Here is a 16,410-nt window from a genome sequence, read left to right as displayed (position 1 = left end):
GCACGCCCCTGCGCCCGCCCCCATTGGCATCCGTGTAAAAGCCGGTATCCTGTGCGGTTTTTGAACGCCGTCACAGAATCAAAGGGGGCTGCATGCTCGCACTGCAAGCCGGGCTGGGACTGCTCGTATTCGTGGCCATCGCCTGGCTGCTGAGCGAACACAAGACACGCTTCCCCTGGCGCGAGGTGCTGGCCGGGCTGGCACTGCAGTTCGGGATCGCCGTTCTGCTGTTGAGCGTCCCCGGCGCGCAGCATGCGTTCCTGTGGCTGAACCAGGTCGTGATCGCGCTGACCGATGCCACGCAGGCCGGCACCTCGTTCGTGTTCGGCTATATCGGCGGGGACGACCCGCCGTTCGCGGTCGACGACCCGGCCAACAACTTCATCCTCGCGTTCCAGGCGCTGCCGCTGATACTAGTGCTCTCGGCCCTGTCGGCGCTGCTGTTCTACTGGCGCGTGCTGCCGGTGCTGATCCGCGGGGCCTCGCTGGTGCTGCAGCGGGCGTTCGGCATTGGCGGTGCCCTGGGCGTGGGTACGGCGTCGAATGTGTTCCTCTCCATGGTCGAATCGCCGCTGGTGATCCGCCCGTACCTGCGCCAGATGACGCGCAGCGAGCTGTTCGCGCTGATGAGCGTGGGCATGGCGACGCTGGCCGGCACGATGCTGGTGCTGTACTCCACCATCATCGGCACGGTGCTGGACGACGCGCTGGGCCACCTGATCGTCGCCTCGCTGATCAGCCTGCCGGCCGCGCTGCTGATCGCCACCGTGATGATCCCGCCGACCGCGCCCTCCACCGCCGGCGAGCTGCTCCCCGAGACCGAGGGTGCGACCAGCTCGATGGACGCGATCACCCGCGGCACCCTGCGCGGGCTGGAACTGCTACTGCAGATCATCGCGCTGCTGATCGTGGTGATCGCCCTGGTCGCGCTGGTCAACGTGATGCTGGGTGCGCTGCCCGAGGTCGCGGGGGCCGCGCTGAGCCTGGAGCGCATCCTGGGCTGGGTCTTTGCCCCGCTGGCCTGGCTGATGGGCATCCCCTGGGCCGAGGCCACCACGGCCGGCTCGCTGCTGGGCGTCAAGACCATCCTCAACGAGATGGTCGCCTTCCTGCAGATGGCCGAGCTGGGCGACGACGCGCTGTCCGCGCGCAGCGAGCTGATCCTGATCTATGCGCTCAGCGGCTTTGCCAACCTGGGCAGCCTCGGCATCCTGATCGGCGGCCTCGGCGCGCTGGTGCCGGAGCGGCGCAGCGAGATCGTGAGCCTGGGCATCCGCGCCATCGTCGCCGGCACGCTGGCCACGCTGATGACCGGAGCCGTGGTCGGGATCGTGCACATCGCCTGACGCGCGGCTGGCTCTGCCAAACGGTTGGCAGCCGGGGGCCGTTCCGGTGTAGGCTTCTGCCTGGCGATATGCAAACTGAAATATAACGAAGCGCACATCCCCAGCCTCACCGTCACTGCGAGGAGCACCGCGACGAAGCAGTCGCCGAACGAAACCACCCGAGCCAACCACAACCCGTACCCACAGGGAACTATCCCCACCCATGCACCTGCGCCTACTGCTCCTGACCCTCGCCCTGCTGCTGCCCGGCCTGGCGCACGCCTCTAGCCCGCTGACCATCGCCGCCGCCTCCGACCTGCGCTTTGCCCTGGACGAGATCGTGGAGGCCTACCGCGAGGAATATCCGGACGACCGCGTGCGCGTGACCTACGGCTCTTCCGGGCGCATGACCACGCAGATCCTCAACGGCGCGCCCTACGACCTCTTCTTCTCCGCCGACATCGCCTACCCGAAGCGGCTCTACGCAGAGGGTGCCGCCGTCACCGAGCCGTCCGTCTACGCGATCGGCCGCATCGTGCTTTGGAGCAACCGCATGGATGCCTCGGAGCTGACACTGGAAGACCTGGCGCGCGACGACATCCGCCGCGTGGCCATCGCCTCGCCCACGCACGCCCCCTACGGCGTGCGCGCGATGGAGGCGCTGAAGGCCGCCGGCGTCTGGGAGGAGCTGCAGCCCAGGATCGTCAACGGCGACAACATCGCCCAGACCGCGCGCATGGTGCAGGCCGGCGGCGCGGACATCGGCATCATTGCCCTGTCGCTCGCGGAGTTTCCCGATCTCGCCGAGCACCCGCACTACCTGATCGACGACGCGCTGCACGAACCCCTGACCCAGGGCTTCGTGATCACCCGCCGCGGCGCGGACAAGGACACCGCGCACCGCTTCGCCGGGTTCATGGGCCGCGACAGCGCCCGCGAGATCATGCAGCGTTACGGCTTCGAGATGCCCGAGGGCGAATAACGGATGTTCGACCTGAGCCCCACGGACTGGATGGCGATCGAGGTCACCCTCAAGCTCGCGCTCTATACCACGCTGATCCTTCTGGTGATCGCCACGCCGATCGCCTGGTGGCTGGCCAACGGGCGCGGCTCCCCCGGCGTGCGCACCGCGGTGCAGGCCCTCGTCGCCCTGCCGCTGGTGCTGCCGCCCACCGTACTCGGCTTCTACCTGCTGGTCCTGCTCGGCCCGGCCGGGCCGGTCGGCAGCACGCTGGAGAGCTGGGGCCTGAACCACCTGGCCTTTACCTTTCAGGGCATCCTGATCGGCTCGGTGATCTACTCCCTGCCGTTCGCGGTGCAGCCGCTGCAGCAGGCCTTCGCCAACCTCGGCCGCCGCCCGGTGGAGATCGCCGGCTCGCTGGGCGCCGGGCGCATCGACCGCTTCGTGACCGTGATCCTGCCGATGACCCGCGGCGGCTTCATCGTCGCCGCCACGCTCGCCTTCGCCCACACCCTCGGCGAGTTCGGCGTGATCCTGATGCTGGGCGGCGCAATCCCCGGCGAGACCCAGGTGCTGTCCATCCTGATTTACGACCACGCCGAGGCGATGGACTTCGACTCCGCCCACCGCCTGTCCTTCGGGCTGCTCATCTTCGCCTTCGCCGTGCTGTTCATCGTCTACGCGATCAACCGCCGCTTCGACACGGTGCGCCTGTGACCCGGCCCGACCCCGACACGCTGCGCATAAAGGCCCGGCTGGAACGCCCCGGCTTCGCGCTGGACGTGGACACCGCCTTCCCGCTGGAAGGCGTCACCGCCCTGTTCGGCCGCTCCGGCTGCGGCAAGACCACCCTGCTGCGCATCATCGCCGGGCTGGAACACCCGCCCGGCGGCGAGGTGCACTTTCGCGATACCGCCTGGCAGTCCGGCAAGACCTTCATCCCGCTGCATCGGCGCCGCGTCGGCCTCGTGTTCCAGGAATCCACCCTGCTCCCGCACCTGTCCGTACGCGGCAACCTGCTCTACGGCTACAAGCGCACGCCGGAGCCCCTGCGCCGCCTGCACCTGGACGAGGTCGCCCGCCTGCTCGGCATCGACGACCTGCTGGAGCGCCGCGCCGACCAGCTCTCCGGCGGCCAGCGCCAGCGCGTCGCCCTCGGCCGCGCCCTGCTCACCAGCCCCGACCTGCTCCTGCTCGACGAACCGCTGAACGCCCTGGACACCCAGACCAAGCGCGAGATCATGCCCTTCCTCGCTCGCCTGTCGGAGGAGACCGGCATCCCCAGCCTGCTCGTCACCCACGCCCCGGACGAGGTCGAACGCCTCGCCACCCGCGTCGCCTTCATGCACGACGGCCAGCTCGAACGCCTGGAACCCCTGCGCGAGGCCCTCGCCCGCGCCGACTCCCCCCTGTTCCGCGACGAAGGCGCCGTCTCCGTCCTGCAAGGCGAACTGGGACCGGCCGACGAACACGGACTGCACCCCTTCGGCCCTCCCGAGGCCCGCTACCGCGTACCGTCAACACCAAGCGCCACCAACAGCGCCGGCCGCCCGGCCCGTCTGCGCATCGACGCCCGGGACGTGTCCATCGCCCTGTCCCCGCCCCAGGACGTATCCATCCTCAACATCATCCCCGTCACCATCGAGTCGCTGGATGAGGCGCCTGGGCACCACGGGCCAGCGCGCGTACTTGCAGTGTGCCGGCAGGACGATGGGCAGACGTTGATGGCGGAGCTCACGCATCTATCTACCAAACGCCTCCGCCTGAAGCCCGGCACGCGCGCGCACGCCCTGGTCAAATCCGTCGCTTTCCTGGACTGAACCGCCTCGCCTGCAGTGGGAATCGCCCCGACATCGACACGTTCGCCATAACCACACAGCGTGTGACACAATCCACCCGACCACCATGGAAGACGGCGCAGACTCTACCGGCCCCCACCCGCAAGCTGTCTCCGCCGCAACATATCCAGGATCCATCGTCGCCTATCCACCATAACCTGCTGAATAATCGCCCATTCGCGACGCCTCCAGGATCCATCGTCGCCTATCCACCATAACCTGCTGAATAATCGCCCATTCGCGACGCCGCCTCATCCGGGATTTATAGCGCGCACGTCCAACCAATAACCGTCCGCGCCACCTACTCACTGTTAGGACCCCAATGGACGCAGACTCGCCCACATCACCACCGTATGAAGCGTTCTACATCGAGAGCATGCTTTTCAACAGTACGTCTGCTGTCCGCTCGATACTTAGGCTCGAAGCCGTCTTTGGGAAGCTGCCGGACAACCCGACGATAGCGGATGTCGAGCACTTGCCGACGAAGCTAATACTGAACGAGCTACAGAACATGATCGTGCACGCCGGTGCATTGTCGAGGTACTTTTGGCCGGTGCGCCCAGACCACAAACCCAGAGGCAAGCTGCTCAGCAAGTATTTCGCAATGGCGGAAGATAGCCCGCTTTTCAACCGTGACCTCCGGAACGCGATTGAGCATTTCGATGAACGGATAGACAGATATTTTTCGCAGGGGGCAGTCGGTTACTTTTTTCCTGAGTATGTTGGCCCCAAACCCCAAGAGGATGGCGTCCCTGGGCATTTCTTTCGCGCGTTCTTCGTAGATACGGGTGAGTTCCGGTTACTAGATGAGGAGTTCTTGATAGAGCCTGTGGCTGATGAGATTCTCTTCGTTCATGCCCATCTCGAAAAAATGCATACAGAAGGTGGCCGCTTTCAAGTCGCAGAACGTAATACCTAACAATCGGCTCCAAGCGACCCCCAAAAGCGGCGCTGTTTCTGGGGAGCCATGGGGGGTCAGACCTTGCATTTTGCCTCCGTACCACGACAGGGGAAAAGGCAAGACCTGCCCCCTTCGGCGCCCCCCCCCGACAGGGACAAAAGGCTAGGTCTGGCCCCTTTGCTACTCCGCACGTTCAATCAATATCTATGCCCGATACCGGATCACTGTTAGACAAGGCTATAGACAGGTGGCGCAATGAAATCAGCCGAAAACTTTCCGACCGCCGAGAACATTCCGGATCTTTCCGGGAATATTGAGGGCTTGAAGCGGCATTCATTTATGTGCGTCTTCGCTCCTGAGCCGACACTATCGCCAGATGACAGAAGGATTCGGGCTTGGCTTCTTCATACAATTATCAGTGCTTCAAGACATTACACAAGAGCTAGAGAGCTGGTCGAACTCCAAGATAACGCGGATCAGTCACGAGACGGTGGCGCGATATTTCACATTCTTGATGTGTCAGAGCAGATAGAGGATTGCGTAGCGGCAACGTATCGAGCTTGTATGGCAATCAGAAGGCTAGACTCCTGCCAGGAGGCACGGAAATTCTCCAGCAATTTCCACACTTCAATTGAAGATCTTCGCCTAGTAAGAAATCAATTTGATCACATGCATTCTCAGGTTACCGCCGCCGAGACAGGCGGCGGACCAATATCTATTGTCTTCGGCGATGAGGGGAAATCCATCAAGTTTAGAAAGTTAAGCATGGGGACTCTCAGCTTGAATGCTCTACTTGATGGGGCATACCGCGTTGTAGCCAGTCTGTATCCAGCCTTTGATGTGAATTCGAAAAAAGAAGCGGGAGGGCCAATCAAGCTGACTATGTCCGCATCGGTTACAGTCACTGATGCCGATGGCAATACGAGATAAATTGGCTAACGAGCGCAAGCTAAGTGGACACCCATCTTCCTTCGGGATTTCGACGACTGCCGTAGGCTATGAGGATTGCCACAGATGACCATGCACAACCCTCCGCACCCGGGCGAGTTCATTCGCGAGGTCTTTCTGGAGCCGTTTGAACTGAGTGCCCGCCAGCTGGCCAGCAAGCTCGATGTGTCGCCTTCCACCTTGGGGCGTGTCCTGCAGGGGCGCCGTGGGGTCAGCGCCGAGATGGCGCTGCGGCTTTCTAAGGCGCTCGGCCGTTCGCCGGAAAGCTGGCTGGCCATGCAGGGCCGGCACGACCTCTGGTGTGCACGAAAGCGCGTGAAGCTGGACACCGGGCGCCCGGTGCGGTTCGATGGGCCTGGCGACGGCGGGCAACCTGTCGCTTAGCACCGCAGGAAGTACGCCAGGGAAGTGGCGCCCACCTTTCTCCTGACCTGCGCGCGAAGGGATAATGCGGCGTCCAAGGAGAACGGGTGACTGAATGTTCGAGCAAACCTTCCGCAATATCGATGATGTGCTCTGGAAAGAGGCCGGCTGCGCGACGGAGCTGGACTATACGGAGCAGACGTCGTGGATGCTGTTCCTCAAGTATCTGGATGATCTGGAGTACGAGCGCGCGCAGGAGGCGGAGCTGGTGGGCAAGTCCTACCGGTACATCATCGATGAGCCGTATCGCTGGTCGGAGTGGGCTGCGCCGAAGACGGCCGATGGCGCGTTCGACCATGACGAGGCGCTGACGGGCGCGGATCTGATCGCCTTCGTCAACGACGAGCTGTTTCCCTATCTGCAGGGCTTCCGTACGCGCGCGACAGGGCCGGACACCCTCGAGTACAAGATCGGGGAGATCTTCAGCGAGATCCGCAACAAGTTCTCCAGTGGCTACAGCCTGCGCGATGCGCTGGAGCTGATCGACGGCCTGAGCTTCCGCTCGCAGAAGGAGAAGCACGAGCTCTCCCATCTGTACGAGGCGAAGATCCGCAACATGGGCAATGCGGGGCGCAACGGCGGGGAGTACTACACACCGCGCCCGTTGATCCGCGCGATGATCCAGATCGTGAAGCCGCGCATCGGCGAGCGCATCTACGACGCCGCCGCCGGATCAGCGGGCTTTCTGTGCGAGGCGCACGACTACCTGCGTTACGGGCCGGACGGCCAGGGCGACGGCAGCCATCTCTCCACCAGCGACCTGCATACCCTCCAGACCGGCACCTTCTACGCCAAGGAGAAGAAGAGCCTTCCCTATGTCATCGGGATCATGAATCTGATCCTGCACGGCATCGAGGCCCCCAACGTCGTCCACACCAACAGCCTCACGGAGAACCTGAGCGACATCCAGGAGAAGGACCGCTTCGACGTGATCCTCGCCAACCCGCCCTTCGGCGGCAAGGAGCGCAAGGAGATCCAGCAGAACTTCCCCATCAAGACCGGCGAGACGGCGTTCCTGTTCCTGCAGCACTTCATAAAGTACCTGAAGGCCGGTGGCCGCGCGGCCGTCGTCATCAAGAACACCTTCCTGTCCAACAGCGACAACGCCTCGCGTGCGCTGCGCAAGGAGCTGCTGGAGAGCTGCAACCTGCACACCATCCTCGACTGCCCGGGCGGCACCTTCCTGGGCGCCGGCGTCAAGACCGTGGTGCTCTTCTTCGAAAAGGGCGCCCCGACCCAGAAGATCTGGTACTACCAGCTCGACCCCGGCCGGAGCCTGGGCAAGACCAACCCCCTCAACGACAACGACCTCAAGGACTTCGTTGCGCGCCAAGCCGGGTTCGAGGACTCCGACAACTCCTGGACGGTGGACGTCAAGGCCATCGACCCGGACAGCGTCGATCTGTCGGTGAAGAACCCCAACAAGGCCGAAGCCGAGCCACTGCGCGATCCCGAGGTGATCATCAACGAGATCGAGACGCTCGACAGGGAGAGCGAGGAGATCCTGGAAGGGATTCGGGGGATGTTATGAGGGAGGGGTGGAAGAGGATAACGCTGGGAGAGCTGCTCGATGTTCAGAACGGATTTGCCTTCGATTCCAAGAAGTTCGCTGATGATGGTGATATGCCCCTTATTCGCATCCGCGACTTGAAGAATGGCGTAACCACGGCGACAAGATACTCAGGAGCGTATGAGTCGAAGTATGTCGTTCGTGCCGGTGACCTCCTGATAGGAATGGACGGTGAATTCGCCTGTCACCAATGGAAGGGAGGTCCAGCACTACTCAATCAGCGAGTCTGCCGACTTCATAATTTTTCATCTAGTCTGTTGCCGCGGTTCCTGTTCTATGGAATCAACAAGTTCCTTAAAGAAATAGAGGACGTAACGACCTTTACGACCGTAAAGCATCTTTCCGCCAAACAGATCAAGGCGATCGAGTTTCCAGTACCACACCTCCCCGAACAAAAGCGCATCGTCGCCATCCTCGATGAAGCCTTCGCGGGCATCGCCACTGCGGTCGCCAACACCGAAAAGAATCTCGAGAACGCCCGGGAGCTTTTTGATAGTTATTTGAATGCGGCGTTCGACCAGCAAGATTCTGGGGATGCAACGAAGCAGGGATGGTCGCGAAAAAAACTCCAAGAGGCATGCCAAAAGGTAACTGTCGGGCATGTCGGAAAGACTTCTGCCTACTATTCTGGCGAGGGGGTTTTATTTCTGCGCACCCAAAATGTGGGGAAACATGGGCTCGATCTAACTGACGTGAAATTCGTAACCCCGGAATTCCATAATTCACTGAAAAAATCACAGGTTTTGGCTGGAGATGTTCTCATATCTCGAGTAGTTACTGATGAAATGAGGTGCGCTATCTTTCCCCCTGATTTGGGAGAGGCCAACTGTGCAAACATTATTTTGCTACGGCCTCGAGAAGGGCTGGACAGTACTTTTCTATACTATTGCGTTAACTCCCCGAGCGCTCAGCAATACCTCTTGGACCGTCGGGTTGGATCTGCGCAGCAGGTTGTTAACACGAGGGTGCTTAGGGAATGGGAAGTTTCTCTTCCATCCCTGCCTGAACAAAAGCGCATCGTCGCGATTCTTGATGAGTTAAGTGAGGAGATCCGTCGACTCCAGAACATCTATCAACGAAAACTCGTCGTTTTGGCTGAACTCAAACAATCCCTCCTGAAAAAAGCCTTCTCCGGCGAGCTCACCGCAGAGAAGCAAGGATCCGATGCCATCCGCAAGGCGGAGGAAGTTGCGTGACTGCCGAAACCAAGGGTCCGATCGTCATCTTCGAGGATGCCGACAAGGCCGTCGAGGTGCGGTTGGATGCTAACCAGGAAACTGTCTGGCTGAGCCTGCAACAGCTGGCGGAGTTGTTCGGCCGGGACAAGTCGGTGATTTCGCGGCACCTGAAGAACGTCTTTAGTGACGAGGAGTTACAGCGAGATTCAGTTGTTGCAAAAAATGCAACAACTGCTGCGGACGGCAAAACCTACCAGGTGGAGTATTACAATCTCGATGTCATCATCTCGGTGGGCTACCGGGTCAACTCCAGCCGTGCCACCCGCTTCCGCCAGTGGGCCACCCGCGTGCTGCGCGAACACCTGACCCAGGGCTGGACCCTGAACCGCCAGCGCTTTGAGGAAAACGCGCGAGAGCTGGAGGCGGCCCTGGCGCTGGTGCGCAAGGCGGCGCAGAGCCCGGAGCTGGATGCGGGCAGCGGTCGTGGTCTGGTGGATATCGTCAGCCGCTACGCCCAGACCTTTCTGTTGCTGCAACGCTATGACGAAGGCCTGCTGACCGAACCTCGCGCCCAGACCGGAGGCGCGCTGCCCTCCTGGGAACAGGCGCGGGCCGCGCTGGACGGGCTGAAATCGGACCTCATGGCGCGGGGCGAAGCCACCGATATGTTCGCCCGCGACCGGGGCGATGGTCTGACCTCGCTGCTGGGCAATCTCGATCAGAGTGTGTTTGGTGAGCCCGCCTATCCCAGCGTCGAATCCAAGGCGGCGCACCTGCTCTATTTCGTGGTGAAGAACCACCCGTTTTCCGATGGCAACAAGCGCAGCGCCGCCTTCTTGTTCGTGGACTTCCTCCACCGCAACGGTCGCCTGCTGGATGAGTACGGCGAGCCGGTGATCAACGATGTCGGCCTCGCGGCCTTGACGCTGCTGGTGGCCGAGTCCGACCCTGCCAACAAGGAGACCATGATCCGTCTGATCATGAACATGCTGGCTGGAGGCCAGGGATGAACGAGGCCGGCCTCAATGAGGCAGACACCCGCGCCGAACTGATCGACCCGGCCTTGAAGGAGGCCGGCTGGGGCGTGGTGGAGGCCAGCCGGGTGCGGCGCGAGGTGATCACCCTCGGCCGGCTGCAGGGTGGCGGCAAGCGAGCCAGGCAGGACATTGCCGACTACGTGCTGACCTACCGCGGCCAGAAGCTGGCGGTGATCGAGGCCAAGAAGCGCAGCCTGCCGGTGACCGAGGGGCTCGCCCAGGCCAAGCGCTATGCCGAGCGCCTGCAGGCGCGCTTCGCCTACTGCACCAATGGTGACGCCATCTACCGGGTGGACATGGCAACCGGCGTGGAGGGCCCTGTGGAGGCCTGGCCGTCGCCGGATGATCTGTGGGTGGAGACCTTCGGCGCGGGCGGCGACGCGCAGGACACCTGGCGGGAGCGCTTCGGGGCCGTGCCGTTCGAGGACAAGGGCGGCTTCTGGCAGGCGCGCTACTACCAGCACAACGCCATCAACCAGGCGCTGGAGGCGGTTGCCGCGGGGCGGGATCGCATTCTGCTGACCCTGGCGACCGGGACCGGCAAGACGGCCATCGCCTTCCAGATTGCCTGGAAGCTGTTCCATGCGCGCTGGAGTCTGGCGGCGCGTGCTGCCGGCACGCCGGGGCGGCAGCCGCGCATCCTGTTTCTGGCGGATCGCAACATCCTGGCCAATCAGGCCTTCAACGACTTTTCCGCCTTTCCCGAGGATGCGCTGGTGCGGATCGATCCGGAGGTGATCCGCAAGAAAGGTCGGGTGCCGAAGAACGGCAATGTGTTCTTCACCATCTTCCAAACTTTTATGACCGGGCGCGATGCCGCGGGCCACCCCGCACCGAATTTTGGCGACTACCCGCCGGATTTCTTCGATTTCATCATCATCGACGAGTGCCACCGGGGCGGCGCCAACGACGAGAGCAACTGGCGCGGCATCCTCGAGTATTTCCAGCCCGCCGTGCAGCTTGGCCTGACCGCCACGCCGAAGCGCACGGTGAACGCCGACACCTACGCCTACTTCGGCGAGCCGGTCTACATCTACTCGCTGAAGGATGGCATCAACGATGGCTTCCTGACCCCGTTCAAGGTGCGGCAGATCGCCACCACGCTGGATGAATACGTCTACACGGCGGATGACGAGATCATCGAGGGCGAGGTGGAGCAAGGGCGGCGCTACACCGAGGACGACTTCAACCGGGTCATCGAGATCCAGGAGCGCGAGCGCTACCGCGTGAAGCTGTTCATGAAGCAGATCGACCCGCGCGAGAAGACGCTGGTGTTCTGCGCCACCCAGGAACACGCGCTGGCAGTGCGCGACCTGATCAACCAGCTCAAGACCAGCAAGGACCCGCACTACTGCGAGCGCGTCACCGCCAACGACGGCAAGGAGGGCGAGCGCTTCCTGAAGCAGTTCCAGGACAACGAAAAGACCATCCCGACCATCCTCACCACCTCGCAGAAGCTCTCCACCGGCGTGGATGCCCGCAACGTGCGCAACATCGTGCTGATGCGGCCGGTGAACAGCATGATCGAGTTCAAGCAGATCATCGGTCGCGGTACGCGCCTGTTTGAGGGCAAGGACTACTTCACGATCTACGACTTCGTGAAGGCCTACGAGCACTTTAACGATCCGGAGTGGGATGGCGAGCCCTTGCCGCCCGAACCCTGCGAGCGATGCGGCAACAGCCCTTGTAGTTGCACCACGGAGCCTCCGCAGCCCTGCCCTGTTTGCGGCGAGCGGCCTTGTGTTTGCGAGAAGGAGCCGCCGGAACCTTGCGAGGTCTGCGGCGAATGGCCCTGCATCTGCGAGAAACGCCGCAAGGTGAAGATCCGCCTGGGCGACGGCAAGGAACGCGCCATCCAGCACATGACGGCGACCAGCTTCTGGGGCCCGGACGGCAAGCCCATCTCTGCCGCTGAATTCATCCAGCGCCTGTTCGGCGATCTACCAGAGCTCTTCCAGGACGAAGATGAGCTTCGCCGCCTGTGGAGCCGCCCGGATACCCGGAAGAGCCTGCTGGAGGGGCTGGAGGAAAAGGGCTATGGCACGCAACAGTTGGCCGAGGTCGGCAAGCTGATCGAGGCCGAAAACAGCGATCTATACGACGTCCTGGCCTACATCGCCTTCAACATGGCGCCGGTCACCCGGGCGGAACGAGTCGATGCCCACAAGGAGCGCATCTTCCAGGGACACGACTACAGACAGCAGGAATTTCTGAGATTCGTGCTCGATCACTATGTCGCTCAGGGCGTAAGCGAACTGGATACGGCGAAGCTCCCCCAGCTGATTGAATTGAAGTACCACAGCCTCGGTGACGCGGTGCACGAGCTGGGGCCGGTGAGCAACATCCGAGAAGTGTTCGTGGACTTTCAGCAGTATTTGTACTGATGTAAGACCACGAGTATCCCCGTCGAAGAAGTGCAGGAAGAAGGGGAAGAAGAGGACACCCACCTTGTTGCCCTTCGCTAGGCGCGCCTGCTGCCCGCCTGGCGCAGGCGCTGGAAGAATTGACCGGCGGCCTGCTTAGTCCGACAGCAGCCGCGAGAAGATAGACGGCGCCGGTCCGTCCACGGCGACCTCGTCCCCCACGAAGGCGGGCCGGATCACGGCTCGGTAGTTGCGGATGCGCTGCACGTAGTACACCGGCTGGTAACCGCGCGCGTAGCCGAACTGCAGATCGCGGTAATAGCGTTCCTCGGTCAGCAGGGGCAACACCTCGCGCATGTCCGCCCAGCGGTCTGGATCGCGATCCAGTTCTCTCGCCAGGCGCCGCGCATCCAGCAGATGCCCGCGGCCGATGTTGTAGCTGGCCAGCGCGAGATAGGTACGGTCCGGTTCCGGGATGTCCTCGTCCAGGCGCTCGTGCATCTGTTGCAGGTACCGCGCGCCGCCGCGAATGCTCTGCTCCGGATCCAGGCGATCCTCGATCCCCAGCTCCTGCGCGGTGCGCTGGGTCAGCATCATCATCCCGCGCACCCCGGTGGGACTGCGCGCCTGCGGATCCCAGTGCGACTCCTGGTAGGCCAACGCGGCCAGCAGGTCGGCGGGCAGTTCGTAGTCGTCAGCGGCCTCCTCGAACACCGGGCGGAAATCCGGCAGCCGCTGGTCGATGCGCCGGGTCAGTGCACGCAGGTCCACGAAGTCGAATTCCGGGACGTAGGCATAGTACTGCTCGTCCACCCGGGCACGCACCTGCGTCCCCTCGTCGGTGTCCATCCACGCACCCGCCTGCGCCGCAAGTTCCTCGAAATCGGGGTGCAGATACCAGCCGATCGCGCGTTCATCACTCACGTCGAAGGCCACTTCCAGGTGCGGGAAGATCCGCTGGTTGAGGTCGACGATATGCGAGTCGGCCACCGTACAGTCGAGTTTGCCCTCTTCCACGGCCGCCAGCAGCCGCTCGGTGCCCTCCGGCTCGGCGCGATGGGCCACCGGCTCGTCCAGCGCCTGCAGGGTTTCGACGTAGGCGCTGCCGGCACTGACCGCCAGCTCCAGCCCGTCCAGGTCGGCGATCGACTCCGGCAGCGAGCCGCGATCGCGGTGACACACGACCTGCTCGGTCACCTCGGTATGCTGCGGCCCGCGGAGGAAATCCGCATCACGCGATTCCAGATGCGTGAGACCGGCCGCCGCCATATGGACCTCGCCGGAGGCCAGGGTCTTCAGCACCTCGCCCACCGAGTCCACCACCTTCCATTCGACCTCCCAGCCACGCGCGGCTGCGAAGGCTTCCACCAGGTCATGTTCCGGGCCTGCGCTCTCGGTGTGGCGATCGTAGAACCAGGCGGTGGGGGCATTGCGGGTTACCACCACCAGTTCGCCGGTGCCCTCCGGATGTTCCAGCGAAGAGCCCGTCACCCCCGGCACTTCCGACTGCCCCTCCCCGGGACCGCAGGCCATGAGCACGACCGCCGACGCGGTCACCAGACCTGAACGCCACCAGGGAAGCGGATGCAGTGAATGGATGTACGAATCAGTGGACATGAGATCCCTCCCCGAACGGCGTCTCCTGACAGCCGGCTGGCCCGAACGGCCCAAAAACCGCCTTAGACCTTCGGTAGATGTGGTCCGACCCACAACCAACCCCGATTCGATCAGGGTTGTAACGCGGAACCCCACCGCGCCCTGTCGGAGGATCCACCAGGCAGATATCAACCGCCCGCGGAGAGACATTCCATGCGGGGAAGAAGAGGACACCCACCTTCTTGGCCACTGGCTTGATGTGGGGGGGGCCAAGCGTCCTTCATGACCAGGCGAGGGTACGCGGTCAGACCTTGCTTGTTGCTATGTTCGCCATACGCGACGCAGCGCCCTCTGCCTCGTACCCTCCAGTGGCGAAAGCGAAGGCCTGCCGCCCTTCCCCAGTGCACTAGACTTAGGGTAGCCACCCGATTCGGGAGGAGAGGCCATGCTGCTCGAAGGTTCCTGTCACTGCGGCGCGGTGCGTTTTCGCGTGGAATCGCCGCATCCATATCCCTACCAGCGCTGCTACTGCTCGATCTGCCGCAAGACCGCCGGGGGCGGCGGCTATGCCATCAACCTGAGCGGTCGAGCCGAGACGCTGGAGGTCGAGGGCGCCGATCACACGGGTATCTACCATGCAGTGATCGATGGCGAGCCGAGCCTCGGCGAGCGCCATTTCTGCCGCCACTGCGCCAGTGCCCTATGGGTCTATGATCCCCGCTGGCCCGCCCTCGTCCACCCCTTTGCGTCCGCCATCGACAGCGAACTGCCGACCCCACCCGAGCACGTCCATATCCTGCTCGACAGCAAGGCCAACTGGGTGGAGGTGGAGGCAGACGACACCAGCCGATGTTTCTCCGGTTTCCCGGAAGAGAGCATCGCCGAATGGCACCAACGACTGGGGCTGGAGGAGAGCGACGAGGGGTCAAGATGAGGACACCCACCTTCTTGAAACGCTGCTTACCGGGCCGCCTCGGCTTCCAGCATATCCACGAGTTCGGCGGCGGAGACAAGGCCGTACCTGATCCGGCCCTGGGGGGTGATGATGGTGGGAGTGCCCCGGAACCGCTGCTCCCGGGCGATGGCCAGATGATCGGCCACGGGGTTCGGGCAGTCTTCCGCCTTTATGGTCTCGCCCAGCTTGGCCCGAGTGATGGCATTCTGCCGGTCGTCGCTGCACCACACCGCCTCCATCTGCTCGAAGGCGTTGCCGATGACGGGGAACGCCGCATACCGAATGCGAATGTCCCATAAGAGGTAGTCGTCGATTTGCTGGTGGAACTCGCGGCAATAGGGGCAGTTGACGTCGGTAAAGACCGTCACGGTGTACTGGGCGTCGTCCGGCTCAAAGACGATGAGCTCGTCCTCGTCCAGGCCCTCCACCAGTTGCGCGATCTCGGCGTCCCGTTCCCCGGCGGCCGCGTTGCCGCTCAGGCCGAACACGAGAAACGCCACGGCCACCAGAACCATGGGGCATGCGCAGATCCTGTTCCGTATCACGTCCACCGTCCTTCCGGCTTGATGCGCTGACAGCCGGTGTTTGTCGGCCTGCCGGATACCCTGCCCCGATACTTATACCGATGGACCATTGCGAGAAATCCGGGTTCCGCCTGAACGAAACGCGAAAACCAGCGGGAAAAGGGCTCGGATCTCGATAGCATCATTTTCTGGCCCGTTAGGGCGAGGCCCCGCCCGGACGCAACCCCGGCGCGCCTCTCAGCCAACGCCCGGGTCGTCCACGGGGATACTGGAAGGTGAAAAACACGATTGCAGGGGAACTCACGCTTGTCGGCACTGTGTTCGGCATGCAGCATGATTGTTTCGGGCGTGTGCCCGATGTTATACGAGGCTGAGGGCTTGCGAGCCCCTGAACGTGTTGATCAGGGAGGCCACCATGCGTGTCATCATCCTGAACTCCTTGCCCTCGCAGTCACACCGCGGCTGCGGATCTCGAACCTGCGACGAGTTCGGAGGTAGAAGCCGCCGTCTCCTGAAATACCGTTGATTCCAAGATCCACGGCGCGGGGCGAACGGTGGACTACTTCGCTGAAGATGGGGGAATGCGTAACGCGGACGAGACCGAGTCCAGTTGGAAGGTCGAGGACGATGCGCTGTGCATGACGTTCAATAGGAGTTCGGACTGCTGGCGCCTCTCGATCGAAGGCAACAGCATTACCTGGCTACGCCACGGCGAGATGGCAGGGACGGGCGAGATCCGCGACGGTAACCCGGAGGGCTTGTAGGAGTCTTCAGCCAACGAGCCGCAAGAA

15 protein-coding genes are annotated in these 16,410 nt (G+C 62.8%); 13 read left to right on the top strand and 2 right to left on the bottom strand.

The window, feature by feature from the left end; genetic code table 11:
- The first annotated feature begins 92 nt into the window (after positions 1 to 92).
- The 11 genes from G372_RS0105115 (at position 93) to hsdR (ending at position 12,565) form a co-directional block, all read left to right on the top strand.
- Positions 93 to 1,346: a NupC/NupG family nucleoside CNT transporter gene (locus tag G372_RS0105115; RefSeq protein WP_019624489.1), complete on the top strand. Its 1,254-nt coding sequence runs from the start codon at positions 93 to 95 to the stop codon at positions 1,344 to 1,346.
- Between the two features lie 202 nt (positions 1,347 to 1,548).
- Positions 1,549 to 2,307: a molybdate ABC transporter substrate-binding protein gene (gene modA / locus G372_RS0105110; protein ID WP_019624490.1), complete on the top strand. Its 759-nt coding sequence runs from the start codon at positions 1,549 to 1,551 to the stop codon at positions 2,305 to 2,307.
- A gap of 3 nt (positions 2,308 to 2,310) precedes the next feature.
- Positions 2,311 to 3,003 carry a molybdate ABC transporter permease subunit gene (gene modB, locus G372_RS0105105; RefSeq protein ID WP_018174002.1) on the top strand — a complete coding sequence of 231 codons (693 nt, stop codon included), beginning with the start codon at positions 2,311 to 2,313 and terminating at the stop codon, positions 3,001 to 3,003.
- The gene (modC, locus tag G372_RS0105100) at positions 3,000 to 4,106 is read left to right on the top strand and encodes a molybdenum ABC transporter ATP-binding protein (protein WP_019624491.1); all 1,107 of its coding nucleotides are present in this window, start codon (positions 3,000 to 3,002) and stop codon (positions 4,104 to 4,106) included. Before modB ends, modC begins: the two co-directional genes overlap by 4 nt.
- Before the next feature lie 340 nt (positions 4,107 to 4,446).
- Entirely contained in the window at positions 4,447 to 5,043 is a 597-nt protein-coding gene (locus tag G372_RS0105095) for a hypothetical protein (RefSeq protein ID WP_019624492.1), read from the top strand.
- A 237-nt stretch (positions 5,044 to 5,280) separates the two neighbouring features.
- Positions 5,281 to 5,955: a hypothetical protein gene (locus tag G372_RS14175; RefSeq protein ID WP_155998831.1), complete on the top strand. Its 675-nt coding sequence runs from the start codon at positions 5,281 to 5,283 to the stop codon at positions 5,953 to 5,955.
- 84 nt (positions 5,956 to 6,039) lie between these two features.
- A complete protein-coding gene (locus G372_RS0105090; RefSeq protein ID WP_019624493.1) occupies positions 6,040 to 6,357 on the top strand; it encodes a HigA family addiction module antitoxin in 318 nt (105 codons plus the stop codon).
- A 94-nt stretch (positions 6,358 to 6,451) separates the two neighbouring features.
- Positions 6,452 to 7,927 (top strand): type I restriction-modification system subunit M, encoded by a 1,476-nt coding sequence (locus G372_RS0105085; RefSeq protein WP_019624494.1) that lies wholly within the window; start codon positions 6,452 to 6,454, stop codon positions 7,925 to 7,927.
- Entirely contained in the window at positions 7,924 to 9,162 is a 1,239-nt protein-coding gene (locus G372_RS0105080) for a restriction endonuclease subunit S (RefSeq protein ID WP_019624495.1), read from the top strand. The genes G372_RS0105085 and G372_RS0105080 overlap by 4 nt, the downstream gene beginning before the upstream one ends.
- Complete coding sequence (locus tag G372_RS0105075) at positions 9,159 to 10,154, top strand: virulence RhuM family protein/type II toxin-antitoxin system death-on-curing family toxin (RefSeq protein WP_019624496.1); 996 nt, start codon at positions 9,159 to 9,161, stop codon at positions 10,152 to 10,154. Before G372_RS0105080 ends, G372_RS0105075 begins: the two co-directional genes overlap by 4 nt.
- Positions 10,151 to 12,565, top strand: coding sequence for an EcoAI/FtnUII family type I restriction enzme subunit R (gene hsdR / locus G372_RS0105070; RefSeq protein ID WP_019624497.1), 2,415 nt, complete (start codon positions 10,151 to 10,153; stop codon positions 12,563 to 12,565). The genes G372_RS0105075 and hsdR overlap by 4 nt, the downstream gene beginning before the upstream one ends.
- Before the next feature lie 135 nt (positions 12,566 to 12,700).
- On the opposite strand, the gene mltF is transcribed toward hsdR, so the two are convergent.
- Positions 12,701 to 14,161, bottom strand: coding sequence for a membrane-bound lytic murein transglycosylase MltF (mltF, locus tag G372_RS0105065; RefSeq protein WP_019624498.1), 1,461 nt, complete (start codon positions 14,159 to 14,161; stop codon positions 12,701 to 12,703).
- Between the two features lie 424 nt (positions 14,162 to 14,585).
- Between mltF and G372_RS0105060 the strand changes: the two genes are divergently transcribed.
- A complete protein-coding gene (locus G372_RS0105060; RefSeq protein ID WP_019624499.1) occupies positions 14,586 to 15,074 on the top strand; it encodes a GFA family protein in 489 nt (162 codons plus the stop codon).
- Between the two features lie 26 nt (positions 15,075 to 15,100).
- On the opposite strand, the gene G372_RS0105055 is transcribed toward G372_RS0105060, so the two are convergent.
- Positions 15,101 to 15,610, bottom strand: a complete 510-nt coding sequence (locus tag G372_RS0105055) for a DsbC family protein (protein WP_019624500.1) — start codon at positions 15,608 to 15,610, stop codon at positions 15,101 to 15,103.
- A gap of 590 nt (positions 15,611 to 16,200) precedes the next feature.
- Here G372_RS0105055 and G372_RS0105050 point away from each other — a divergent pair.
- Positions 16,201 to 16,383: a hypothetical protein gene (locus G372_RS0105050; RefSeq protein ID WP_019624501.1), complete on the top strand. Its 183-nt coding sequence runs from the start codon at positions 16,201 to 16,203 to the stop codon at positions 16,381 to 16,383.
- The last annotated feature ends 27 nt before the right edge of the window (positions 16,384 to 16,410 follow it).

The organism is Thioalkalivibrio thiocyanoxidans ARh2 (assembly GCF_000385215.1).
GTDB classification, from domain to species: Bacteria; Pseudomonadota; Gammaproteobacteria; order Ectothiorhodospirales; family Ectothiorhodospiraceae; genus Thioalkalivibrio; species Thioalkalivibrio thiocyanoxidans.
The sequence above is the reverse complement of the archived record's forward strand: the minus strand, read 5'-3'. Positions and strand labels throughout refer to the sequence as shown.

What these genes read in the sequence shown, in the direction of transcription:
- G372_RS0105060 (WP_019624499.1), top strand. Translation starts at nt 14,586, where the DNA reads ATGCTGCTCGAAGGTTCCTGTCACTGCGGCGCGGTGCGTTTTCGCGTG.
- modB (WP_018174002.1), top strand. Translation starts at nt 2,311, where the DNA reads ATGTTCGACCTGAGCCCCACGGACTGGATGGCGATCGAGGTCACCCTC.
- G372_RS0105050 (WP_019624501.1), top strand. Translation starts at nt 16,201, where the DNA reads ATGCGTAACGCGGACGAGACCGAGTCCAGTTGGAAGGTCGAGGACGAT.
- hsdR (WP_019624497.1), top strand. Translation starts at nt 10,151, where the DNA reads ATGAACGAGGCCGGCCTCAATGAGGCAGACACCCGCGCCGAACTGATC.
- G372_RS0105090 (WP_019624493.1), top strand. Translation starts at nt 6,040, where the DNA reads ATGACCATGCACAACCCTCCGCACCCGGGCGAGTTCATTCGCGAGGTC.
- G372_RS14175 (WP_155998831.1), top strand. Translation starts at nt 5,281, where the DNA reads ATGAAATCAGCCGAAAACTTTCCGACCGCCGAGAACATTCCGGATCTT.
- G372_RS0105115 (WP_019624489.1), top strand. Translation starts at nt 93, where the DNA reads ATGCTCGCACTGCAAGCCGGGCTGGGACTGCTCGTATTCGTGGCCATC.
- modA (WP_019624490.1), top strand. Translation starts at nt 1,549, where the DNA reads ATGCACCTGCGCCTACTGCTCCTGACCCTCGCCCTGCTGCTGCCCGGC.
- G372_RS0105085 (WP_019624494.1), top strand. Translation starts at nt 6,452, where the DNA reads ATGTTCGAGCAAACCTTCCGCAATATCGATGATGTGCTCTGGAAAGAG.
- G372_RS0105055 (WP_019624500.1), bottom strand. Translation starts at nt 15,610, where the DNA reads ATGGTTCTGGTGGCCGTGGCGTTTCTCGTGTTCGGCCTGAGCGGCAAC.
- G372_RS0105095 (WP_019624492.1), top strand. Translation starts at nt 4,447, where the DNA reads ATGGACGCAGACTCGCCCACATCACCACCGTATGAAGCGTTCTACATC.
- G372_RS0105080 (WP_019624495.1), top strand. Translation starts at nt 7,924, where the DNA reads ATGAGGGAGGGGTGGAAGAGGATAACGCTGGGAGAGCTGCTCGATGTT.
- mltF (WP_019624498.1), bottom strand. Translation starts at nt 14,161, where the DNA reads ATGTCCACTGATTCGTACATCCATTCACTGCATCCGCTTCCCTGGTGG.